The organism is Mammaliicoccus sp. P-M58, from assembly GCF_022386165.1.
Classification (GTDB): Bacteria; Bacillota; Bacilli; order Staphylococcales; family Staphylococcaceae; genus Mammaliicoccus; species Mammaliicoccus sciuri.
In genome coordinates, this window is record NZ_JAJNJI010000006.1 from 66,926 (window position 1) to 91,157 (window position 24,232).

Here is a 24,232-nt window from a genome sequence, read left to right on the forward strand (position 1 = left end):
GAGTTAAAGAGGCAGTAAACTCACATCATTTCAAAATTTAAAATGATTATATAGGAATGAGCACTTTTGATTACTTAAAAATCATCCAAGTCGAAGCTTAACTCCTGAATAAAGCCAAGAGATAGCCCAAGTCTTGGCTTAACGCCTGACTTAAGCCAAGAGATCCTCCAAATCGTATCCTCTCACCGATAAAGCCAATAGTTCCTACACTTCACAATTAAATCTACACACTATATACCTCCCATCTCCCACATCACCAAATAAATTCTTTAACGCTTTAAATCAATAATATTTTATCATTTCATTCTATTTGAAAATGTTCTATAATAGAGGCAATGAATTTTATAGGAGGATCATAATGACGATTAATTTAAAAAGTGCAAAATCACCTTGGTCTAGTTTAGATGGTGTGGATCAATTATCTCTTCATCCTATTAAAAAAGCATTCAATAAAGAAGTCATGATTCCAGGTAGTAAGAGTGTGACAAATCGTGCTTTTATTTTGGCTGGTTTTAGTAAGGGTACTTCTAAATTATCTGGATACTTAAAGAGTGATGACACATACTGGTGTATGGAAACAATTAAACAACTAGGTGCTACTGTTGAAGTTGTGGGAGACGAGCTTCATATTACGGGTATTAATCGTTCAGAGTTGCCTGAGAAACAACAAGTATTTATTGGTTCTGCTGGTACAACTGCTCGATTCTTACCAGGTATTTTAGGTACTCAAGAGAAAAGTGAAATCACAATTACTTCAACTGAACAACTTGCTGGTAGACCTCATAAGACTTTACACGATGCGTTAAAACAATTAGGTGTTAAACTAACGTATCTTGAAAAGGAAGGTCAGTTACCTGTGACAATCAAAGGTGCACCAGAAACGGGCGGAAAAGTTTCAATTGCTGGTAATCAATCAAGTCAATTTATAAGTGGTTTATTAATGGCAGCACCTTTATTTAACAAACTAACTGAAATTGAACTTACGACTAAGATTGTTCAAAGCGCCTATGTGGATATTACAATTGAAATGATGAAACAATTTGGCATACATGTAGATGTATCAGATGATTATACACATATGAAAGTAGAACAAGGTGAGTATGAAGCGGCTACTCTACCATTAGAAGCTGACTTATCAACAGCATGCTATTTCATGGCATTAGCAGCACTTAATAAGTCTACGATTAAAATTAATCATTTAAATATGGAAAGTTATCAACCTGATTTAGAAGTTGTCGATATTCTTGAAAAAATGGGTGCAACTGTTGAAAAAGGTACTGATTATGTTGTGATTTCTGGTCCTGAACAATTAAAAGGGAACTTAACAATTGATATGAATGCTTGCTCAGACCAAGCTTTAACAATTGGTAGTTTAGCTGTATTTGCTGATGGTCCAATTACAATTACAGGTGTAGAACATATACGTCATCATGAATGTAATCGTGTAACTGCATTAACAGAAAGTTTAACAAAATTAGGTATTGAAGTTACTGAACATCAAGATGGTTGGACTATCACACCGGGTGATGTAAAGGCAGCAACATTAGATACTTATGATGATCACCGTGTTGCAATGTCATTAAGTCTAATGGGTACTAAAGTTGATGGGATTAAATTATTAGATCCTTCATGTGTATCAAAGACTTGCCCAACATATTTTGAAATGTTAGCATCGTTAGGTATATCGGTTGAGTATCATTAACGAAAACTTGAGTGCATATTGTAAATATGCTATAATGCTACTGTTATAATAGACAGGAGGACCGAGTCCATGCATACATTTTTAATCGTCTTATTAATCATCGTTTGTATTGCATTGATTACCGTCGTATTACTTCAAGAAGGTAAGAGTACTGGTTTATCTGGTGCAATTAGTGGCGGAGCAGAACAATTATTTGGAAAACAAAAACAACGTGGAATAGATTTAATTTTACACAGAGTTACAATTATTTTAGCAATTTTATTTTTCTTATTAATGTTAGCAATTACTTACTTCAAAATGTAGTGGTCCGACTGTATTGTCGGACTTTTTTATTTATATACAAGTAAAAAAACGATACAATAGAACTAGATTATGTTAAAGGATGGTCATTCATGAGAATTCAATTACCTAAACCTTTCTTTTTTGAAGAAGGAAAAAGAGCAGTATTACTTTTACATGGATTTACAGGTAATTCATCAGATGTTAGACAATTAGGACGTTACTTACAGAAAAAAGGGTATACATCATATGCTCCACATTATGAAGGTCATGGTAGACCACCAGAAGAGATATTGGAATCAAGTCCATATGTATGGTTTAAAGACTGTTTAGATGCATATGATTTTTTAGAAGAAAAAGGATATAATGAAATAGCAGTAGCTGGATTATCATTAGGTGGCGTCTTTAGTTTAAAATTAAGTTTAAACAGAGATGTAAAAGGTATTGTAACTATGTGCTCACCTATGTATATAAAAACTGAAGGCACGATGTTTGAAGGTGTATTAGATTATGCTAGAGAATTTAAAAAGTATGAAGGCAAAACACCTGAACAAATTGAAGAAGAAATGAAACATTTTCATCCTACGAATACTTTGAAAGATTTACAAGAAACAATTCAAGGTGTGAGAAATCAAGTAGACGAAGTATTTGATCCATTGTTTGTTGTACAAGGTAAACTAGATGAAATGATTAACCCTGATTCAGCTAATATTATTTATAATGAATCATCTTCTGATGACAAAAATATTAAATGGTATGAAGAATCTGGTCATGTTATAACAATCGGACAAGAAAAAGAACAAGTATTTGAAGACGTATATCAATTCTTAGAATCATTAGATTGGTCCGAGTAACACACATAATATAAACGAGAAAGGAGGCCCACTATGAATCTAAGAGAAGAAGTTGAAGAAATCATCAATGATAAAGAATACAGTCCTATGACAGTAAGTGAATTTCAAGATGTAATGGGACTTAGTAATGCTGATTCATTTAAAGAATTAATTAAAGTTCTAGTTGATTTAGAACAGACGGGTCAACTAGAAAGAACAAAAACGGATAGATATAAGAAGAAAAATAACAAATCAGACCTTGTAAAAGGTACTTTGAGTCAGCACAAAAAAGGATTTGCCTTTTTAAGACCTGAAGATGACACAATAGAAGACATCTTTATCCCACCTAATCAGATTAATAAAGCGATGGATGGCGATGAAGTATTAGTAGAAGTTGTGCCATCTCGTGGAGATCATAAAGGTAAGATTGAAGGTAGAGTTAAAGCAATTACGACACGTAATATTACGCAAGTCGTTGGTACTTATACAGAAGCGAAACATTTCGGTTTCGTATTACCAGATGACAAACGTATTACACAAGATATCTTTATTCCTAAAGGTAAAAATCTTGGTGCAATTGAAGGTCACAAAGTACTAGTAGAAATTACAGAATATGCTGATGGTACGCATAATCCAGAAGGTCATGTTAAAGCGATTCTAGGTCATAAGAATGATCCAGGTGTCGATATTTTATCTATCATATATCAACATGGTATTAATATTGAATTTCCTGATAATGTTATTCAAGAAGCTGAAAATGTACCAGATCAAATTAGTCCAGACGAAATTAAAGGTAGAAGAGATTTAAGAGACGAACTTACAATCACGATAGATGGTGCAGATGCGAAAGATTTAGATGACGCTGTCTCTGTAAAAGCTTTAGACAATGGTTTAACAGAACTTACAGTTAGCATTGCTGATGTCAGCTACTATGTAACAGAAAATAGTGAGTTAGACAAAGAAGCTTATGACAGAGCTACAAGTGTATATCTTGTCGATAGAGTAATCCCTATGATTCCGCATAGATTAAGTAATGGTATTTGTTCATTAAATCCTCATGAAGATAGATTAACATTGAGTTGTAGAATGGAAATAGACCAACAAGGTGAAGTCATTAGACATGATATCTTTGAAAGTGTTATTCACTCAGATTATAGAATGACCTACTCAGATGTAAATGCCATTATTGAAAATGACAATCAAGAAATTCGTGAAAAGTATTCAGAAATTACACCAATGCTTGATTTAGCACAACAACTATCAAAACAATTAATCGCTAAACGTAAAAGACGTGGGGAAATTGATTTTGATATTAAAGAAGCACAAGTATTGGTAGATGAAGATGGTATACCTACAGACATTAAAGTCAGAGAAAGAAATGATGCAGAGCGATTAATCGAAAGCTTTATGTTATCTGCTAACGAAACAATTGCTGAACACTTTAGTAAACTCGAAGTGCCATTTATCTATCGTGTCCATGAGAATCCAAAAGCAGAAAGATTAAACCAATTCTTTGAATTTATTTCAAACTTTGGACTTGCTGTTAAAGGTTCAAGTGAAGACATACACCCTGCAACATTACAGAAAATTGTAGAAGAAGTTGCTGGACAGAAAGAAGAAATGGTTATTTCTACTTTAATGTTAAGAAGTATGCAACAAGCTAGATATAGCGAAGATAATTTAGGTCACTTTGGTTTGTCAGCGGATTACTATACACATTTCACATCGCCAATCAGAAGATATCCTGACTTGATCGTGCATAGATTAATTCGTAAATATTTAATTGAAAAATCTATGAACAGTAAACAAATTAGACATTGGGAAGAAATGTTGCCAGATATCGCTGACCATACTTCTAAACGTGAGCGTAGAGCAATTGACGCTGAACGTGATACAGATGACTTGAAGAAGTCAGAGTATATGATTCAACACGTTGGAGAAGTGTTTACAGGTATTATCAGTTCAGTAGCGAACTTTGGTATGTTTGTAGAGCTAGAGAACACAATTGAAGGTATGGTTCATATCTCTAACTTAACAGATGACTACTACAACTTTGATGAGCGTAATATGGCAATTATAGGTGAGCGCCAAGCTAAAGTATTTAGAATTGGTGACAAAGTCGAAGTTAAAGTAATTAATGTTAACGTTGATGAGCGTATGATTGATTTTCAAATTGTTGGTATGCCAATAGCTGAAAAGAATAGAGAACGTTTAGCAAGAGAAAAAACAATCAAAGCTAAAAAACGTGGTACAGCTAAAGAACAAGATAAACCTAATAAGCATAAAAAAGGTAGAGCTAAAGGTAAACAAGGCGGCAATCAAGGTAAACAAGGTAAGAAAGATAAAAAGCCTTATTACAAAGCAAAAGCTGTGAAAAACAAAGCAAGACGAAAGAAAAAATAGAAAGTAGGTGATGGATGTGCCAAAAGTTCAAAGTAAACCATTAGCACAAAATCGTAAAGCAAGCCATGATTACACAATAGAAGATACGGTTGAAGCGGGTATTGTACTTCAAGGTACTGAAATCAAATCCATTCGCCGAGGTAGTGCAAACTTAAAAGATTCATATGCGCGTGTATTTAATGGAGAAATGTATGTATATAACATGCATATCGCGCCATATGAAGAAGGTAACCGATTTAATCATGATCCATTGAGAAACCGTAAATTACTTTTAAAAAGAAAAGAAATCGATAAACTCTTTGGTATTACAAGAGAAAAAGGGTATGCATTAATCCCACTTAAACTCTACATTAAAAATGGTTACTGCAAAGTTCTTTTAGGAGTAGCTAAAGGTAAACGTGACTATGATAAGCGACATGCATTAAAAGCAAAAGAAGCAAAACGTGACGTTGAAAGAGCAATGAAACAACGATATTAAGTAATTTGTATTGAAAAATCAATCAAAAATTGTTAAGATTAAATATACTTCTGTTAAAAGGAAGTATATTTCTTATTGAGGGGACGTTACGGATTCGACAGGGGTCCCCGAGCTTATGAAGCGTGTCGGAGGGTTGTCTTCGTCATCAACACAACAGTTATAATAACTGGCAAACAAGATAATTTAGCAGTAGCTGCGTAATAGCACTCTGCATCACCTAACCGCATCGCCTATGTGCCGTTAACGTGATTCAACTTAAGTAGGATACGCTCGTCACTGCCGTTTGAAGTCTGACGAGAAGAGATTAATCAAGCTAGCATTGTCTTCGGGTGTCAGTCCCCTGAGACAACGCGAAACCTTAACGACTAGACTACACACGTAGAAACATTTGTATCAGGATCTCTGGACGCGGGTTCAACTCCCGCCGTCTCCATTGTATAGCCTATAACCCTTGTGGTTATGGGCTTTTTATTTTAGTTGCCCCAGTATTGCCCCAGTATTGCCCCAGTACATAAAAAAACACCCTTTATTTTAGGGTGTTGAGTTACTACTTTGATAAGGTTTTAATCTTTTATCTAATTCATCATTTAATTTTATATAAATTTCTTCTTTACAGTTACTGCCTAAATCAACGAATTTATTTAATATATTAAATTCTTCTAGTGTAAAAATACATAATTTTAATTCATTATCTTTATTTTTGAAAATGAATTTTTTATTTTGATTCTTTTCCCAATGGTCTTTTAATAAATACCTAGCAAATAATCTTATAGATTCCTGACTATTTAAAGTTAAACGAGAAATATTTTGACTTTTATTGAATTCGAATATTAGATACTTGCAATATTTAATCATTATGACGTTCATACGATCAAAATAAGTTTGTGGATTCTCTTTTTCTGTATATCTTAAAGCTGCACGTAATTGATGTACATCACCAATTTTTATTTCTTCTTTTCCAGCTATTAAAAATAATGTCTTTCTCCACTCTGATTTTGAATCAAGATTATCTAACATTGTCCGACTGAAAGTCTTAAATGTAGTGTATATAGTAAATATACCGATTCCAAGCGTAGCAAGTGGAGTACCAATAGAGTATATTAAATCAATCCACGTAAATGATGACGTTGGTATATAATTTTGTATTATAGTATTTCCGGTTTCAAACATCTAGTTCACCTCATAAATATTTCACTATTTCTTTTTGTGTACTTGGGTATAAATGCCCGTATCTATTCATTACTTCAGTTGTATCAGCATGTCCTAATCTCTGGGCTATTATCATTATATTAGCACCATGATTAATTAAATGTGATGCGTGGCTATGCCTTAATTCATGGATAACAATACGTGGGAATGTTTGCTCTTCTGGTAAGTTGTCATCTAGTACTTTAAGTGCAGTTGTAAACCATCTATCAATGGTAGATTCACTGAATGACTTAAAGAACGTTCCAAATAATACATAATCATCTTTATAAATATTATTGTTCTTATACCATGACTGATATTCTGTTAAGTCGTCCATGGCATGTTGTGGCAAATAAATATCACGTATCGCTGCTTTAGTTTTAGGCGTTGTTACAGTGCCGTGATAGTCCGTTTTATCTATGTGGATATAGTTATCACTAAAGTTAATATCACGCCATGTAATAGCCCTTATTTCGCCTTTTCTAGCCCCACTATAAAATAACAGTTTAAAGAAAAGTTTTTGTTGAATAGTTGGTAATACTTCCACAAACTCATTAAATTGTTCAACAGTCCAATAGTTCAATCGTTTGTTTGATTCTATCTCAAAATTACCTACAAGAGATGCTACATTTTGTTTTAGACCGTGATACTTCATAGCATGGTTAAGAATAGATACAAGAAATACATGCATTTTCTTTAAATATTCCCCAGAGTGTCCCTCTTTTAATTTCTTGTTTTGAAATTTCATTATTGCTTTTGTATCAAGTTGATATACGTCTGTTTTCTTGAAGTGTGGTAGTAGATGATTATTAACGTGTGTCATTAGTGCCTTATAGCTAGACTGCTTACGTCTTGCTGAATACCAATCAGCATATTCTTGTACCAATTCATCAAATGGCAACGTGTCAATATTGCCTATTCCCTCTAATTCATCTAATAGTTCATTGCACTTCTTAACTGCCTCTTTACGCTGCGAAAAGCCACTTCGCCTTATTTCTTGTCGTGTATTTGTTTCATCATAGTATTTGATACGGAAGTAGTAAGTACCACGTTTAGCATCTTTATATATGTTGTGTGAAATTTTTAAATCGTGATTCAATAAGTATCACCTCTTTAATATTTAAGGTCATTAGGATTTTCTAGTTTTTTAATTAACTCTTTAAGTTCCTTAGAATATTTAGAATGTGTCTTTTCATCTAAAAGGTTTTGCTTATATAAACTTTGAACATTTTCTAATTGTATACGAATTTTATTTATAAGGTAGTTGTTTATATAGTCATTTATATGTTTTCTATCTATGTCTGTAAGTTTTAGTTTGCGATAATATTTGGAATTAGATATATCGTTTAAATGAAAATTTAAATCATTAATTGGAATGCTAAAATAAGTGTTTTCTTTTAAACCTAAATTGTTCTCCATATACATAATATTAGGTGCTTCGCCATTATCAGTAAAACTGCCAAGCATAGAATTATTTTTACTTTTCTCATTTACATTAGTTTTTAACAGCTGAATTTTGTTATTAGTAACTTCTTTTAATTGATCGACATTAAAATTATATTCTTCGAACGTATCGGATAAAAATGTAATTACATCTTCAATATATGTTTCGGAAGGAGTGCCTCTTTTACCATTCTCAATACCACTTATATGACCTTGTGAATATGACATAAATTCAGCTACTTCTCTTGTTGTTTTCTTTTTGTTATTCCTTAACTTTTTCAAAAACTTGCCTAAATTAATTATTTCTTCTTGGTTTAATTTACACATTATTTTCACCTCGTATACATAGTAACATTTAAACGAATCAAATGCATTAGTTTTAATATGAATCAAATGAATTAAATATAAATCAAAACTTGCTTAATTTTTTGGAATCTGTTATAGTGACTTTAATGATTCAAATGAATTGAATTTATACACTTTTGAATCATAAAAGGTTTAGTTAATAAAAAAATAAGAAGGAGGAATTGACATGACAAAGAATTGGAATATTTACATTGTTAGAAATGAAGCAAAACAATCACAAGCATTTGTTGCAAAAAAATTAGGGATATCTCCACAGAGATTTCAGTTGAAGGAATCGGGCAAAGCTGGGTTTACTATCGAAGAAGGCAAGATTTTATCAGAGTTATATGGTATGACACTAGATGAATTATTTAGTAATGAAATTAAAATTGGGTCATAGGAGGGCTTAAATATGAAAACTAAACAAAGAAAACAATTATCAAAAGTATTAAAAAATATCGATAAAGTAATTAATCATAGTGAGGATATTACACTAAGCTATAACATTATTACAGAAACCGGACTAAATGAAACACAGGTTATAGAGAATGCAATAAGACTTTTTAGAGAGAAATTATTAAACATTTTATGTGAATTAGATTGTGAGAGTGAAGAATTTAAAATATTAGATGATGTGACAGTGTCATTTAAAAACGTATTAAAAGATAAAAAAGAATTATATGAGTGTAGTGTGGTTAACATAAACGGTGAAGTAAGGCACGAAACGAATCGCAAAGATCAGATGATTGGAATACTTGAGTGGGCATTAGATCGAATAGCTGGAAATATTGAGATGGAGGCTGAATAAAATGAATAATAACTTGTGGGAAATTAAAAACTTAAAATGTCATATGGACGTGCTACAAAATAAAATGGAAGATTTAATTCAATCGAATTATTGGTTATTAGAAGATTACTTCGAAGTTGAAGAACTAAAAACAAAAGCTGATGTTATGAAACATGGGTGTGGTTATTTAGAGCAACGTATCAAACTTAATCAATCAGTTACTTTACTACAGACTTACAAAAAGGAAATGGATGATTTAATCGCAGAGTTAGATTCAGAAATAAATAAGCTGAAAGAGGTGGAGTAAATGAGAGAATTTTTTCTAATGTTGTTCATAATTATTAGTGGAATGCTACTGATTGTTAAAGGAGTAAACACACTTGATGCGATATACTTCGCCATTCTTTTCGGTTCTATGCTTTTTTATCTGTATATAACTGTTCAAGAATTAAAAAAGCCTAATGTTGACGGCAATCAACAAAAGGCAACAAATAATTAAAAATTTATATGTATTCTAATTTTAACATAGAAGTGAGGTGGTGTCATAGTGGCAATCACAACAAAGGAAAAGATTTTAAAAGTAAATACCGAGAATGTACCAACAGAAATGGCTCACCTAGAACAATGGGTTATGTGGAGGGCAGAAAAATTAAAAGATAAAGATGAATATGGAAAAGTGCCATATCAATTAATTGGATTAAAAGCATCATCAGTTAAATCACACACATGGTCTAATTTTGATAAGTCTATTCAAGAACTCGATGAATACGATAAATATGATGGCGTGGGCTTCGTCCTAACTAAAGACGATGATTATACCGTAGTAGATTTGGATAACGTCCACATAGATAGTGAAACATACGAGCCATTGACGGATATCGCTAAAGAAGTAATGGAAAAGACATGGTGGGAAGTATCACCATCTGGAACAGGTGTACATGCTTATTTTAAAGGTAAGTTGCCAGATGAATCTGGTAATAAAAACGAAATTGAGAGTATAGAAATTTATGATCGTGGTAGATTCATGACTTTTACTGGCGTGAATGACGGTATCACAAGAGAAATTTCAAGCGATCAATCATATATCAATTCATTAGTAGAACGATATTTTAAACGTGAGGTCATTACTAATGACGTCATAAATTATGATATAACACCAGCTAATCTTGATGATAACGAAGTAATACAATTAATGGCCAGAAGTAAAGGTGCTGAAAGATTAAGTAAATTAATGAGTGGTGGGTGGCAAGATTTATTCGAGTCACAATCACAGGCTGATTTATCATTACTAAATGATTTGGCTTTTTACACACAAAATAACGCTTTTCAGATGGATAGAATATTTAGAACATCAGACTTAATGCGTGAGAAGTGGGACGAGTTAAGAGGTGCTAAAACGTACGGTCAAATGAGTATAGAAAAAGCAATAGCTGATTGTAAAAATGTATATGATCCAAAATATAAAAGTGCTAACGCCGATTTTGACATCATATTGAATGAAGAAGAAAGCAGAAAAATACCAGATAACTATAAAATTGGTGAAAATAGTTGGCTATACAAAATGGTAGAAAAAGGACGTGGTGATGATAAGCAAATTGTACCAATCCTTATAACATCTACGCCACCTTTCATTTCTAAATGTTTTAAAGATATTGAAAGTTTAATTGTGAGTTATGAAATGAGTTATTTAAAATCAAATGAAGTGACTAAATTTCCTGTGCAGGCGTTAGAAATCGCAGATGCTAAAAACATTATAAATTTAGCAAGTAAAGGTTTAGATGTAGATTCAAATAATCGTTCTGAATTAGTGCAATTCATCAGTATGTATATGAGATTAAATAATCTACCAACTAATAAAACTGTCAGTAGGCTAGGACATGTTAAAGGTCATTTTATACACCCTTTAATTAATAATGATGTGGAACTTATCATACATGAAGAAGGTTATAAAAGACTTGCTGAAGCCTTTAAAACTAAAGGTACTTTAAAAGAATATTCAAATACTGTTTTCAATGAGATCAGGAACAGTCCAATGGCTATGATGTTTGTATATGCTTCATTAGGCTCGATACTACTACATGATTTTAATGTAGAGCCTTTTATAGTGGATATGGCAAGTAAGACCAGTACAGGCAAGACAACTGCAATAAAGGTTGCTAGTAGCGTATGGGGTACCAAAAACCTTATTAGTGAATGGAATACAACAAAAGTAAATTTAGAGCGTAAAGCTGGAATCATGAATAGTTTTCCATTGATTTATGACGATACAAGAAAAGCACCTCATTATCAGTTAGCAGATATTGTATATCAATTTAGTGGTGGACGATCTAAAGGACGTGGGAATATCCACAGTATCGATGTAGAAAAGACATGGCAAAATATTTTAATTTCAACGGGGGAAACATCAATCGTTGAGTATGGTCAAGAAAAAGCAGGCATAAGTGCTAGAGTGATTACGTTACAAGAAAATCCGTTTAATGAAGATGTGAATTTAAGAGTTATATATGACGGTATAGAAAATAATTATGGTCAATTAGGTTTGGCATTTATTGAACAATATAACAAATATAAAGATAATTATAAAAAAATATTTAGAAGTCATGAAAAACTATTTGTTGAAAAAGCACAAGATAATGAAGTTATGCAACGTTTAGGACGTGCCTTTGCTTTATTGCAAACTGCAGGCGAAATATTAAACGATATCGAATACTTTGAACACGATCCATACAAAATAGTGAATATAGCATATGAGAGCATGAAAGAAAATAATAAAAGTATAGATAAACCTAAGCAGCTATTAATTGATGTATTAGAGTACATGCAAGCTAATACAAATAATATTATCGGTGATGATTACGACAACTATTGTAAAGGTGAACTCAAAGGAATTTATAAAAAATCAATGTTAGGTATTCAAAGTGAAACGCTAAAAAATATACTAGGACATGAATTAACATCAACCGTTAAAGAATGGGATAGTCGTAATTATTTAATAAACAATGGTGACAGACTTCAAAAACAGGTTAAGTACAAAAAGCAAAGGTATATGGTCTACGCAATCAATGAAAATATTATTAAAGAATTAGGTTTTGATTTTAGTCGGTCACACAATGAATATTATGATGAATCGTAAAAAGGTACACAAAGTACACAACAGGTACACAGTAAAAAATCAAAATTGTGTACCGTATAAGTAGCGTCATATCAATGTTTATAGAAAATAGTACACAAAGTACACAGTTTTTTATAAATGATATATATGTATAAAAGTTACTTGAATTCACATGATAACAATATAGTATATATACCTTTTAAAAATTAGTGTGTACTCTGTGTACCATAGCACTTAAAAGCACGTGGCAGTAAGGATAGAACGGTACACACTCACTGTGTACGCAGTACACAATGCAAAATGAAAGTGTGTACCTTTATGAAAAAATGGAGGGATTAAAGATGAATACAAATACAAATTTAATTAATAACAATATGGATGAAGGAAGTTTTGTACAGATCATGCCCGCACCTTCAAATTTATATGCTAGATATTTAGGTAGTATATCTAGAACGACATATGCACCTATTGTGTGTATAGCACTTTTAAATGATGGTACAGCTCGTTATTGTGTTTCAGACGATATAGGTAACATCAGAGTTATAGACAACAGACAAGTATATAAGTATGACGATAAAAAGAAAGAATTCACTTCACCGACTATTATTGGATAAAAGATAGATAACACTTAAGGGGGATAATAACAATGACACAATCAACGCATAACTATAGTAGTAACACATCACCAAACACTAAGGTATTTAGCCTAGTGAAGCATAAGATAAATGATGTAGAGTATAACGTCTTAAAACGTACCAACAAACCTATGGTACACATCACAATGACACAAGGGAAGTATAAGTATCTAGAGGTTGACTTCATCACATGTGATTGGTGTATTTCGAAAGTAGGACAGGCTAAGCTGCAAGCACGTTTAAATATGGAGTCTACATTCATGTGGTTAAGAGGTTACAACATTAAGACAAACTATAACAGTGTAGGCAACATGACAATACAACTTCGAGGTGATGATATTATAATAGGTTACCTTATCAATGAGTTGAATAAACTTCTAGAAGATAGTACATGCTGGGTGAAATATAGAAATAAAAATCGTATGTTGAACATAGATAGATATGATCATGAATTATATGTAAGACCAATAAGACATCACAAATCTAATACTTATATTTTGGTGTGAATTATGGCTAAGTATCGAACTTATCAATATACGATTGCTCACAACATATTAAAAAGTATTCCAACAGATATAAATAATGTTAGTTCGAAATATCTAACTCATGTGATAAAAAAAAGAACAAAAACCTTGGAAGATTATGAACAAGTGAAACAAATTATAAAAGAATTTTCTAAAAATAAAAAATAAAATTTATCCCCCCGCCTTCACAAAACGGGTCAGAATTTTCTCTCGGAAAACGGTGATTGGGTGTTCTGTGGCAAGAAATAGGTATAAAAACTATACGTTAGGGGGGATATATAATTGTTTAACAAAAAAATTAAAAAGAAAAGGGAGTAATAATATGAATATCAATATTTTTAAAAGAACGAAAAAAGAAGACGAAAAGGTTTATAAAGAAACAGAATTTTTTACTCAAACTAATAAAGTGATGGAATTATTATTTAAACAGGAAACTGATTTAATAACTGCTTTAACTCCATACGAAGAATTAAAATTAGTTGAAGAAAGATTGGAAAGTCCAGAGTCAGATGAATATGATCAACTTATAAAAAGAAAATCTGAATTAGAAAAGATTATACGAGTTAAAGAATATGCATATGTTGAAATACCTGATGAGCTGAAGGAAACAGTAAGAGAAAATTATGAAAAAGAATTAAGGTATGCAAAAGAGTATAAAACAGAATTATTAGATGATATAAAAAATATAAAAGAAAAAATTAACACGTTAAATCAAGAATTGGTAAACAAGAAAAATGAATTAAACAAGGTTTCAAATAATGTTTTATACGTTCAGTATATTCCTGAAATATTAGATGGCAAAAAGTTCTTTATTAAATTTGCTCCTAAAGACTGGGATGAATCTGTCTGGTTAGAACCTGAATTATCCTTTTATCTTGCAGCACAGCGTATTAAAAAACCAACTGGAAAAGTTATATTTGGAGAGGGGAAAAATAATGAATAAATTCGAAAAAATAAAAGCAGAAAAAGAACGTAAACAAATAAGAACAACTTATAAATGTAGAGTATTTCCTATTTCAGAATATGGTCAACGGGCTTTTGATGAAGCAAATAAATATATAAATAAAGAGACATCTGATATTTGTTTTAATTTGAATTATTATTACCCTATTCATGAAATTGATGAACAAGAGGTGTTAAAGAGAGTTGAAGAAGCAGCCAAAAATAGTATCGCTGGAAAATTAATAGGTGGTGGACGTAATCAATTTACTGGTATAGAAAAATTTTCAGTTACATTAGGTGGAACGTATTTTAAAGGAAATCTATTATTAAATGTGGATTACGATGTTGAAGTGTTTGAAGTTGTAGAATATTTAGAAGAAAAAGATTTGATAACATGGTCTGATATTAAAAAGGTATAGATTCAAATATAGCACCTACAAATGTGGGTGCTATAATTTTAAAATATTAAATGAGAGATGGTGTTTAATATGAAGGAGTGTTTTATTTCAAATAATATGTTATTTACTAAATATAATCCATATTATTATCAAAAATTGATTAATGAAATTGAAGATGAAATAAATGATATGTACACATTAACGATGCCGACAACATATGTAGATGAAACGATCGGACAATTAAGAATTGGATCATATAGAATTGAAGATTTAACAATTAGTATTATAGAAAGAAAAGAAAGGCTAGAAAGACTTAAAATTGAGGCATATATGCATTGCAAAGACTTACAAATGGCATTAAACAAAGTTCCAACTAAATACCAATACATGCTTATAAATGCACAAATAACTGGGGATAAAAGTTCTATGAATAAAGCACAGTTTAAGGCTATTCGTAATGCTTTATGGGAAGTTGTATGTGTGAAAAATGGGGAATTAGTTTCATGTAATTTGAATTATAATAGATCTACTAAGCTGGGATTAGCACAAACTGTATAGATAGGAGAGTTATTATGTATGAACATCATGAAATATTTCAAATGATTAATGATTATAGCTGGATGAAAGAAACAATTAAGCAAGATGAATTGTTATCTAAACAAGTACAAGGTAATTCATTCCTTAATATGATAACTCTGGATAAAGGAAATGAATTAAAAAAGATGAAACAAAAAGTCAGCTATATTGATGAACATATCGAACTGATTGAGGATTTAAAAGACTATTGGATAATTATTCTAAAATTAGAAAATAAAACTAACAAATATATTTTTAAAACGATGAAAATATCTGGTGAAACTTTGTACAAAAGAATTAGTAATGTAATTGACATGTTTATAGAACATGATAAGAAATTAGTTCAATTAGAATAAGGTGACAAAGTAATCAATTGTGGTTATATATTAAAGTAGAGCGATTATCAAAAATAAAATTTAAAGGGGTAATTTTCTTAACTACGTTCATTAAAGAAATCAGAATTAATCAACCAATTCACTTTTACAACCAAAATCCTAAAACTGAAATCTTGGAATGTGTTCAATTCAAAAAGTACAGGGAACAAATGTGCTATGTATTTAAACTAATAATAATATAAACTTGCGAAAACTAAATTTAGCACTTTAAAATTATTTACAATGGTTTATTATTATATATAAGAATTGATATTTTATTGAAAAATTTAAAGGGGAATGTGGAATGAAAAAGTTATTAGTTTTATTATTCGCAAGTTTATTAGTTTTATCAGCGTGTGGAGAGAAAATAGAAGAAAGTTCATCTAAGGATGACACTAAAGAAACGAAAAAAGAAGTTAAGAAAGATAAACCAAAGAAAGAATCAGACAAAGATAAAACTAAAAAAGAGTCTGCTAAAAAATCTGAACCAAAAACAGAAGAACAATCTACTGAAGAAGTAACAACTAATGAACAACAGACTACCGAAGAAGTGAACTCAACAGAACAAACTACACAAGAACAAGCGCCAACAAAAGAAGAAATGGCTCAAAAATTTAAAAATGGCGAAGATGTAAATGGTCTAGTTGATAATGAAGGTAATGAATATGTTCAAGCACAAGGTGGAGGAGATGCAATGGGTTACTACAAACCAGACGGCTCATTCTGTACTGTAGGTGGTTGCGTAAGCCCAGAGGCACAAGAACAACAAGATATACCTAGTGATAATTCATACATTCAAGAAGGACAAGATTGGAGAAATAATACAGGAACTGGGTTATCATCTGGAGAAATGCAATTGAAACAACAAATTTTAAATGGAACATATGAAGGTCCTGACGAAGAAGAAGTGCTAGAAGCAATAGAATACTACGAACAACAATACGGACAATAACTAACCTACCTCACACTACGTGAGGTTTTCTTATAAGGAGTGATAATGTTAACAAAGAAAAATTTCTATAGATGTTAGAATTTTGAGTGACATATATTATAATTTGAGATACTAATCACAATTGTTTATTCTTATGTGTAATAGGGTATATTTCGAACTGATATAATCTTATAGAAAACATGAGGAGATACCTGTGAAAAATAAAATTAAAAACACTTTTAATAAATTAGTTAAAAACGGTCAACTTGAAAAAGGATTACACAAAGCAAACGATATGTATAAAAAGAAAAGTGGTAAAGACTATTCAAAGTATATTGATAAAGGTATGGATAAATTAAAGAAATAATACAAAATTTTGTGATGTAAATTTGTATATGTGTATAAGTCGTTCTTAATATATAAAATTTTAGAACCCTATATACTCGGAAACTAGGTTGTGGGTGTCTTTAAGTTATATTATTTAATAGGAGTTCAAGTATGTCGTAAATTTAATAATCAACTAATTCAATATTCTAAAATTCAGGAGGATTATTATGATAAGATCTATCAATCATATATGTTATTCCGTTAGTAATTTAAATGAATCTATATATTTTTATAAAGACATTTTATGCGGTGACTTATTACTAAGTGGGGAAACAACTGCATATTTTGATATTGGAGGTTTATGGGTGGCATTAAATGAAGAAAAAGACATTCCTCGAAATGAAATTCAATATTCATACACACATACTGCGTTTACTATAGATGAAAGCGAATATAATAGTTGGTATCGATGGCTCAAGATAAATAACGTGAATATATTAGAAGGACGTACTAGAGATGTAAGAGATAAAAAATCAATTTACTTTATTGATCCTGACGGACATAAGTTAGAGTTACACACTGGCACACTAGAAAATAGAATGAATTATTATAAAGATACGAAACCACATATGGTATTTTACAAATAAGTAGGTGCATTATGACAATATATACAAGATTATTTGAAGAAAAAGACTTTAACCAAATCGATGATTTATTGCAATTATTTAATGAGTTGGGGTATCCAACGACACGTAAAGAACTTATTCATCGATTAACCAAGATTTATAATCACAAAGATTATTATATGGTATTACTGTTTGAAGATGAGAAAATTATTGGTTTTAGTGGTTTGTGTAAGATGATGTTCTATGAAAACAGTGGAGAATACATGCGTATATTGGCTTTTGTTATCAATTCAAATTTTAGAAATAATGGGTCGGGTTCATTATTGTTAAAAGAATCCGAAAGATTGGCTGATAAGTTAAACTGTAAATCAATGACATTGAATAGTGGAATTAGATCAGATAGAGAAAATGCACATAAGTTTTATATATCTAATGGCTTTGAATGTAAGTCTTATGGATTTTTAAAAAATATACTATAACCATTTCAGATTTGGTTACTTCTCCCGATTTAATTCAATTGTAAAAAAAGTTTCTATCACACCTCACATTAGTGGGATGTTTTTATTCGTTTTAATATCAATAGTGTAGAATTACTATATATGCGCTTATATTGTGCTTAATTTTCATATTAAAACATCTATTACTTGCCCTGTCATTTTGTGTGATGGGGTTTTTATTGCATTAAAGTAGTCTTTTAATAAGCCATAAATATCAAGTTTTTATTTATACCGAATGCGCATGTTTTTGATTACTGATTTAATCGTGAGCACATTGATAATATGAAGGTTATATATAGCGATGATAAAATTTGAATAACTAAAAAAAAGTTTTAGAAAATGGTTGCATTACAATAAAAAATATGTTATAAAATAATTGAAAGTTATCAAATGATAATTTTAAGTAACTGGAGGTAGATATTATGTTAAAAGATAAACCAAAAACTTCTTATTACATTAACTATTCACCTCGAATTACTGAGTTAAAAAGCATTGATTTATTGTCTAGAGAATCCAATAATAATAAATTTATTGAATTTTCTTCGCCACTTACGTGGGATTCATACAAAAAAGCTATAGATATATCGAAAAATATTGAGAAAAAATAATTCAAATAATTATCATTTGATAACTCAAACAACTTTAGGAGGTGGTGTGAAAATTAATGACACTAATTTTTCTAAACATATTCCGTGGTTGTTCGATATTATAAGTTAAGAAGTGGAGTAGTATATGACTAGAAGCGATCAAAAGGCAATTACATTTAAAATAACAACTAAGGAATATGAAAAAATCAAACAAATAGCTAAGTCTTGTCATATGTCTCCAACGGAGTTTTCAAGACACCAAGCTCTAGGTAATCAAATAACACCAACAGTGTTGGAAGTTACAGATTCAGAAAATCATGTTTCATCTCACCGATATAATTTATTAGAAAAGGCATATGCAAAACAAAAAGCTAAAAACCTTAAAATCACTAAAGATTATCAAAAGGCTATAGAGAATATTCATAAAGATTATGAAAAAGTATCTATAATAAACCAACTGATACCATATATACAAATAGATGGAACAATTGATAATGAAGCATTAAAAAATGATAAAGATTTGTTAACTGCGTTAAGTCAATTAGATTACTGATAATAAGTGGTGATTGACCTTGTTTTTAAAAGATATTGTTGAAACTATAAATCAATATAAAGATGGTAAAATTAAAACTAATGATATATTTAAAAACGTCGAAAATGACAAACTACCTTTTTTAGATTTTTCTAAAGTTTATCAAAATGATAAAACAAATTTAAATAAGGAGTGAAGTTATATGTCAAACTTAACACCATTTAATAAAAATATTTTTGACTTTTCACCATCAAGAATATTTGATGATCATTTTAATTCGCTATTTAAATATTTTAATACAGCTATTCCAAAAACGGATTTAAGGGAAACAAATAGCGAGTATATTGTTGATATTGATTTACCTGGTATCAATAAAGAAAATATTAATTTAACTTATGAAGAGAATACACTGTACTTAAGTGTTATACAAAGTAATGAAAATGAACAAAAAGATAATAATGGGAACACTGTGTTTACAGAAAGATCAAAATCACAAATAAGTAGGTATTATCATTTACCAAATGGAGATGAGGACAATATTAAAGCAGATTTTGAGAATGGTGTACTACATGTATCAGTTCCCAAACTAAATTCTATTAACAAAAAATCTAAAATAATTGATATTCAATAAATAAATTAATAATACTCTTTGACTAATGTGCTAACTACAAATTGAGGGAGAAATTCATATGATTGAATTTCTCTCTCTTTTAATGGAAGCTATATATTGGATTATCTAGTCTTACTTAAGTGCTATCAAACTGTAAAAAAGTCAAGAATAGTTTTCAAAAGAACTAGAAAATTTGTAAAAAACATCTATACGAATAAGTAAATTCTACAATAATTGGTGGCTATTTTTTATACTATAATTTCATTAGACGAAAGAGGTCTTAAGAACATATAACCAACTATGTTACTCGGTAATCTTTTTATTTGTATTTTGTTTATTATTGTTAAAATTATCTTTGCTTAGCGAATTTATTTTTATTTTTCCAATACATTGTATATTCATCGTTTCCAGTTTCATCTTCACTTAACTCTTCAATTTTAAAGTGGTTTTTCTTATAAAAATTAACTGCTTTTTTGTTCTCTTTATATACTTTTAGAGATAGGTATTCTTTTTCTTTTTGAAGATATTGTAATAGGTTTGTTCCTATATTTTGATTTCTTTCATTCTCATCAACAAACATACCTGCTATATAATTATCAACTAAACCACAAAAACCTAAAATATTTCCATTTTTCGTATATACAACTATTTCCGCCTCTTCGAATGCATTAAGGACATCTTCGTAATTATTATGCCAATATTGGGCATCAATAAAATTATGAGTGGTTATATTGGAATTCAACCAGATTGCTCCTAGTTTATTTAGGGTGTCTTTGTCTTTTTTATCTAATTTAAATATCACTTTTATTCTCCTCTTTGATAATAAAAAATTTGGAAGTTTATATAATTCTAAAAATTTTATGAATTAATAGTTTCAAATGTCATTTCATACAAGTCTTTATCATCTAAATTAACAAACTCTTCAATATTTACTCTATAAGTGATACTATTTTGTTTTTTAGATATTTGGCTATAATATCTTATATTTATATACATATTAGTTGTATAACCATTATTTTCTATTGTATCTTCAAATTCTTCAAATGCTTTTTTATTAATAGGCATTAGATAAAATTTATTACTAGGTAAAACATTAATGTGTTTTTCTTGTAATACTTCATTTTCATTTAAATAAACTGTTATATCTATATTTTTAGCAGTTCCACCGCCTAAATTTTGTAGTTTAAAAGCTGTGTTTACATAGTCAGAATCAGATTCAGTTAAATTTTTCAGTTTTAAATGATTTGTTTTTTCAATAATAATTTGATCAAAAGCCAAAAATGGTATAAAAGAAATTTTAATTTGTCTTATTTGTATCATTACTGAAATGAAATATAAAATTGCCATAATAAACGTACCAATTGAACCAATCGCTTGTAAAATGTTTAACATAATGAACTCCCTTTATAATAATGTTAATCATCATTCTACTCTATTCCTACAATACAATCCATACTCAATGTTACATTTAATAGTATTTGATAACAATGAATAGTTTAAATAGTCTACGTGTTACTTTCATGTATGGACTTATTAACAAGCTATCATTACCAATTGTTACATTTTATTATACCTGCGTTGTCATATTGGGTACGCAGGTCAAGAAACTAAAGTACTAAATGAGTACCACAGATAATAAGGTGTCGTCATAATACAGATCCCTTTATAAAAGGACGCCCCAAATTCTGTGCGTTTGATGATGGAGTAGCAAATTATTACACCATCAAAATAGTATTGTATTATACACATTCCTATTTTAGAAATATGTATATACAGATATATGATGCCACTACTAATGAAATTATTTATAAGATAGTCGTGAATCACGACATTAGATCATAAATAACTCTTTACTCATTGTGATTCTGACAACAGTTAATACTTTTATGTGGATAGTTATAGGCTAACTTGCCTAGAAATCGCTTTGAGTGAAGCCATGTATATGCATTGTTCGGGACATTATTGTATTATTAAGATAAAAAGGTGAGAGAATGAAAGATAAAATACAGTTTGTAATAATTGCATTATTAGGTATTGTGGCATTTATACTATTCTTTGGTTTTTTTTTAAGTAACATTGATCCAGATAATAAATTAGAGGCATACACATTAGCAATATCATTTGTTGGTATATTTGCTACATTTGGTGGGGCGTATTTAGGTGCGAAGATATCAGGGGAAAATGCATCTCAAATAGCTAAAAAAGAACGTATAATTAGTAGCGTAATGAATAACTTAGAGTTCAATAAAGATATTTTAAATGATTTTAATTTTATTATCGCAAATGATTTAAAAGAAATTATTGAAATGAATAATTTGCAAGATATAGACTCATTAATAGTATTTTATAACAAATTAACAAGATTAAAAAATAATCTTGAATCGATTATAAAAAGTGGAAAACAAAAAGGAGTGTTTTCACTTATCATGTTTGATTATGAAAACTTAAAAGTGTATTTAGATTCGTTATTGAAAATAGTGCAAAATGAATACGATAAAACATTTAGTTTAGTAGGAAAATCGATTGGTTTAAAAGAAGTTGATACGGTAGTTGAATTTAGTGATCAAAATTATATACGTTTTGAAGAACAGGACAATGGGAGATTTGTAATAGCAAACATATCTGGTAGTGAAAAGAATGTAAGTGTGGATATGGAAAAATTAAATTCAATGTATAAAAAAAGTGATATAAATACAGAAATTATTTTTAAAAATATACATAAAGTTAGAAATACATGGGAGAAATTTACTTTTAAAGATGTTCGAGATATCAACAGTTTTATTAATTATTATTATAAAATATAAAATATCTTAACTTGTACAATTGAGAGGGAATGTGAAAGTTGGCTATTGGTCATAATTTGGTCATAATGAGATGAAAAAGTGTGTGTAAATGGATGTTTTTAAAAATAGAAACGTTGATATAATAGGGTTTTAAAAGTGCTATTTATCACAATTAATTATTAGATTATATAGTTGATTTACATGGAAAATTTAATATGTTAGACTTGATTTATAGATTTGATTCTCTTTCCACATATACAAATTAAATCTTAATATGATGTTTTTGATCCCGTCACTTTATGTGATGGGATTATTTTGTAAGTAGTAATATTCTGTGTTTTTTGACGTGAAAGAATGGTCATAATGAAATAATAAAGTGTTGCCCCAAATATTATGTTTTTTCTCAATTTATACATTTCAAGCACAATCAGTAATGCAATCAAAACGTTGTTATATCAATAATTATAGCGTATTTTAAATATTTTAATTATCGTTTTAATGAACTCCCGCCGTCTCCATATTCCACCCCATATATGACGGGGTTTTGACCTAACAGGTATCAAAAAAGTGTCAAGAGAATAATTCTCTTGACACTTTTTTGATACTTGTTTTTTTATGCTCGCATTGTAGTTAAACCAATAAATTCCACTGGTAATATATCAAGTTATAGCTGATAAGTGCATACTGGTGAAACATAAGTTGATAAACATTAAAAATTTAGGCATAATCCTAATGTGATTCAAAAAGAAGTGAATAGGTTATTAAGTTAATTTATACCCCTACCTAGTGAGACTAGATAGGGGTGTTTTTTATGTATACTTTAAATAAAATAGATTAAAATATTTATATAAAGGACGAATGTCATTTGTAATGTGAAGTGTAGTAATGAAGTGGGAAAATATAAATCGTTTAAAACGGAAAGAAAAAGAAGCAAAGATTGCAGAAACTAAAAGCAGAACCTTCCGAAATTACTGCTTAGGAGTTGCAACCATTGCTTCAATAATAACACATTGGTTGGGATTTAATCCCTTCCATTTTATTATAAATCGAGTTGATAAAAATGACAAATATAACCAAAATAAGAATTAGAACATTTTTAATGATGCAATTGGCATACTTCCATTAGCCAAAGCTATATATTTATTGTTTATATAAATGGATGAACAGTTCACTAAAATTTATCATTATAAAAATAGTTAGAAAATAAATAGAATCAGATATAAGTGTGACAAAAAACAGAAAAAGTTACTGGTGGTGACGCAATATCTATTAGACTTATATGGAGAGATGAAAGAAAAATAGAGAATTTAATCTTTGACA

31 protein-coding genes and 1 other RNA gene are annotated in these 24,232 nt (G+C 29.9%); 27 read left to right on the plus strand and 5 right to left on the minus strand.

What is annotated here, in order from left to right; genetic code table 11:
• The first annotated feature begins 358 nt into the window (after positions 1–358).
• The 6 genes from aroA (at position 359) to ssrA (ending at position 6,131) form a co-directional block, all read left to right on the plus strand.
• Entirely contained in the window at positions 359–1,702 is a 1,344-nt protein-coding gene (gene aroA / locus LQ694_RS08040) for a 3-phosphoshikimate 1-carboxyvinyltransferase (RefSeq protein WP_096791119.1), read from the plus strand.
• Positions 1,703–1,771: 69 nt separating this feature from the next.
• On the plus strand, positions 1,772–2,005 hold the full coding sequence (gene secG, locus LQ694_RS08045) for a preprotein translocase subunit SecG (protein WP_025906376.1): 234 nt from the start codon (positions 1,772–1,774) through the stop codon (positions 2,003–2,005).
• An 89-nt stretch (positions 2,006–2,094) separates the two neighbouring features.
• On the plus strand, positions 2,095–2,835 hold the full coding sequence (locus LQ694_RS08050) for an alpha/beta hydrolase (RefSeq protein WP_058612153.1): 741 nt from the start codon (positions 2,095–2,097) through the stop codon (positions 2,833–2,835).
• A gap of 33 nt (positions 2,836–2,868) precedes the next feature.
• On the plus strand, positions 2,869–5,217 hold the full coding sequence (gene rnr, locus LQ694_RS08055) for a ribonuclease R (protein ID WP_218696887.1): 2,349 nt from the start codon (positions 2,869–2,871) through the stop codon (positions 5,215–5,217).
• Positions 5,218–5,227: 10 nt separating this feature from the next.
• Entirely contained in the window at positions 5,228–5,695 is a 468-nt protein-coding gene (smpB, locus tag LQ694_RS08060) for an SsrA-binding protein SmpB (protein ID WP_037560253.1), read from the plus strand.
• Positions 5,696–5,774: 79 nt separating this feature from the next.
• Positions 5,775–6,131, plus strand: a transfer-messenger RNA (tmRNA) gene (gene ssrA, locus LQ694_RS08065).
• A gap of 95 nt (positions 6,132–6,226) precedes the next feature.
• Here ssrA and LQ694_RS08070 read toward each other — a convergent pair.
• From LQ694_RS08070 to LQ694_RS08080, 3 genes are read right to left on the minus strand one after another with little or no spacing between them, the layout of a single operon-like run.
• The gene (locus tag LQ694_RS08070; protein WP_070657679.1) at positions 6,227–6,865 is read right to left on the minus strand and encodes a hypothetical protein; all 639 of its coding nucleotides are present in this window, start codon (positions 6,863–6,865) and stop codon (positions 6,227–6,229) included.
• A 10-nt stretch (positions 6,866–6,875) separates the two neighbouring features.
• Positions 6,876–7,982 (minus strand): tyrosine-type recombinase/integrase, encoded by a 1,107-nt coding sequence (locus LQ694_RS08075; protein WP_218696818.1) that lies wholly within the window; start codon positions 7,980–7,982, stop codon positions 6,876–6,878.
• Between the two features lie 14 nt (positions 7,983–7,996).
• Positions 7,997–8,653: a helix-turn-helix domain-containing protein gene (locus tag LQ694_RS08080; protein WP_218696817.1), complete on the minus strand. Its 657-nt coding sequence runs from the start codon at positions 8,651–8,653 to the stop codon at positions 7,997–7,999.
• Positions 8,654–8,858: 205 nt separating this feature from the next.
• Here LQ694_RS08080 and LQ694_RS08085 point away from each other — a divergent pair, with 205 nt between their 5' ends.
• From LQ694_RS08085 to LQ694_RS08175, 19 genes are all read left to right on the plus strand, one after another.
• Entirely contained in the window at positions 8,859–9,071 is a 213-nt protein-coding gene (locus tag LQ694_RS08085) for a helix-turn-helix transcriptional regulator (RefSeq protein WP_218696816.1), read from the plus strand.
• 12 nt (positions 9,072–9,083) lie between these two features.
• Entirely contained in the window at positions 9,084–9,479 is a 396-nt protein-coding gene (locus LQ694_RS08090) for a pathogenicity island protein (RefSeq protein ID WP_218696815.1), read from the plus strand.
• 1 nt (position 9,480) lies between these two features.
• Entirely contained in the window at positions 9,481–9,765 is a 285-nt protein-coding gene (locus LQ694_RS08095; RefSeq protein ID WP_218696814.1) for a type II toxin-antitoxin system toxin TscT, read from the plus strand.
• Complete coding sequence (locus LQ694_RS08100) at positions 9,766–9,957, plus strand: hypothetical protein (protein WP_218696813.1); 192 nt, start codon at positions 9,766–9,768, stop codon at positions 9,955–9,957. It abuts the gene before it with no gap.
• Positions 9,958–10,005: 48 nt separating this feature from the next.
• The gene (locus LQ694_RS08105) at positions 10,006–12,591 is read left to right on the plus strand and encodes a phage NrS-1 polymerase family protein (RefSeq protein ID WP_239771972.1); all 2,586 of its coding nucleotides are present in this window, start codon (positions 10,006–10,008) and stop codon (positions 12,589–12,591) included.
• A gap of 320 nt (positions 12,592–12,911) precedes the next feature.
• Entirely contained in the window at positions 12,912–13,184 is a 273-nt protein-coding gene (locus LQ694_RS08110) for a hypothetical protein (protein ID WP_218696811.1), read from the plus strand.
• A gap of 32 nt (positions 13,185–13,216) precedes the next feature.
• Positions 13,217–13,711 carry an acetolactate synthase small subunit gene (locus LQ694_RS08115; protein WP_239771975.1) on the plus strand — a complete coding sequence of 165 codons (495 nt, stop codon included), beginning with the start codon at positions 13,217–13,219 and terminating at the stop codon, positions 13,709–13,711.
• Positions 13,712–13,714: 3 nt separating this feature from the next.
• On the plus strand, positions 13,715–13,897 hold the full coding sequence (locus LQ694_RS08120; protein ID WP_025906366.1) for a hypothetical protein: 183 nt from the start codon (positions 13,715–13,717) through the stop codon (positions 13,895–13,897).
• Between the two features lie 154 nt (positions 13,898–14,051).
• Positions 14,052–14,672, plus strand: coding sequence for a hypothetical protein (locus LQ694_RS08125; RefSeq protein ID WP_218696809.1), 621 nt, complete (start codon positions 14,052–14,054; stop codon positions 14,670–14,672).
• The gene (locus tag LQ694_RS08130; RefSeq protein ID WP_218696808.1) at positions 14,665–15,090 is read left to right on the plus strand and encodes a hypothetical protein; all 426 of its coding nucleotides are present in this window, start codon (positions 14,665–14,667) and stop codon (positions 15,088–15,090) included. The genes LQ694_RS08125 and LQ694_RS08130 overlap by 8 nt, the downstream gene beginning before the upstream one ends.
• A 69-nt stretch (positions 15,091–15,159) precedes the next feature.
• A complete protein-coding gene (locus LQ694_RS08135; protein ID WP_218696807.1) occupies positions 15,160–15,627 on the plus strand; it encodes a hypothetical protein in 468 nt (155 codons plus the stop codon).
• 14 nt (positions 15,628–15,641) lie between these two features.
• Positions 15,642–16,001: a hypothetical protein gene (locus LQ694_RS08140; RefSeq protein ID WP_218696806.1), complete on the plus strand. Its 360-nt coding sequence runs from the start codon at positions 15,642–15,644 to the stop codon at positions 15,999–16,001.
• Positions 16,002–16,323: 322 nt separating this feature from the next.
• A complete protein-coding gene (locus LQ694_RS08145) occupies positions 16,324–16,971 on the plus strand; it encodes a hypothetical protein (RefSeq protein ID WP_218697485.1) in 648 nt (215 codons plus the stop codon).
• A gap of 193 nt (positions 16,972–17,164) precedes the next feature.
• Complete coding sequence (locus tag LQ694_RS08150) at positions 17,165–17,317, plus strand: Rv0909 family putative TA system antitoxin (protein WP_218696805.1); 153 nt, start codon at positions 17,165–17,167, stop codon at positions 17,315–17,317.
• A 187-nt stretch (positions 17,318–17,504) separates the two neighbouring features.
• The gene (gene fosB, locus LQ694_RS08155) at positions 17,505–17,924 is read left to right on the plus strand and encodes a FosB/FosD family fosfomycin resistance bacillithiol transferase (RefSeq protein WP_239771977.1); all 420 of its coding nucleotides are present in this window, start codon (positions 17,505–17,507) and stop codon (positions 17,922–17,924) included.
• Positions 17,925–17,935: 11 nt separating this feature from the next.
• Positions 17,936–18,382, plus strand: a complete 447-nt coding sequence (locus LQ694_RS08160) for a GNAT family N-acetyltransferase (RefSeq protein WP_239771979.1) — start codon at positions 17,936–17,938, stop codon at positions 18,380–18,382.
• A gap of 440 nt (positions 18,383–18,822) precedes the next feature.
• A complete protein-coding gene (locus LQ694_RS08165) occupies positions 18,823–19,008 on the plus strand; it encodes a hypothetical protein (protein ID WP_016998735.1) in 186 nt (61 codons plus the stop codon).
• 124 nt (positions 19,009–19,132) lie between these two features.
• Positions 19,133–19,540 carry a plasmid mobilization protein gene (locus tag LQ694_RS08170; RefSeq protein WP_119651358.1) on the plus strand — a complete coding sequence of 136 codons (408 nt, stop codon included), beginning with the start codon at positions 19,133–19,135 and terminating at the stop codon, positions 19,538–19,540.
• Between the two features lie 181 nt (positions 19,541–19,721).
• Positions 19,722–20,150: an Hsp20/alpha crystallin family protein gene (locus LQ694_RS08175; protein WP_218696802.1), complete on the plus strand. Its 429-nt coding sequence runs from the start codon at positions 19,722–19,724 to the stop codon at positions 20,148–20,150.
• Between the two features lie 328 nt (positions 20,151–20,478).
• Here LQ694_RS08175 and LQ694_RS08180 read toward each other — a convergent pair whose 3' ends face one another.
• Together LQ694_RS08180 and LQ694_RS08185 are read right to left on the minus strand one after the other, a co-directional pair.
• Positions 20,479–20,931 carry a GNAT family N-acetyltransferase gene (locus LQ694_RS08180; RefSeq protein WP_107566212.1) on the minus strand — a complete coding sequence of 151 codons (453 nt, stop codon included), beginning with the start codon at positions 20,929–20,931 and terminating at the stop codon, positions 20,479–20,481.
• A 56-nt stretch (positions 20,932–20,987) separates the two neighbouring features.
• The gene (locus tag LQ694_RS08185; protein ID WP_218696801.1) at positions 20,988–21,521 is read right to left on the minus strand and encodes a hypothetical protein; all 534 of its coding nucleotides are present in this window, start codon (positions 21,519–21,521) and stop codon (positions 20,988–20,990) included.
• 599 nt (positions 21,522–22,120) lie between these two features.
• Between LQ694_RS08185 and LQ694_RS08190 the strand changes: the two genes are divergently transcribed.
• Together LQ694_RS08190 and LQ694_RS08195 are read left to right on the plus strand one after the other, a co-directional pair.
• Positions 22,121–22,933, plus strand: coding sequence for a hypothetical protein (locus LQ694_RS08190; RefSeq protein ID WP_239771981.1), 813 nt, complete (start codon positions 22,121–22,123; stop codon positions 22,931–22,933).
• An 864-nt stretch (positions 22,934–23,797) separates the two neighbouring features.
• Positions 23,798–24,001: a hypothetical protein gene (locus tag LQ694_RS08195; RefSeq protein ID WP_239771983.1), complete on the plus strand. Its 204-nt coding sequence runs from the start codon at positions 23,798–23,800 to the stop codon at positions 23,999–24,001.
• Positions 24,002–24,232: the final 231 nt, after the last annotated feature.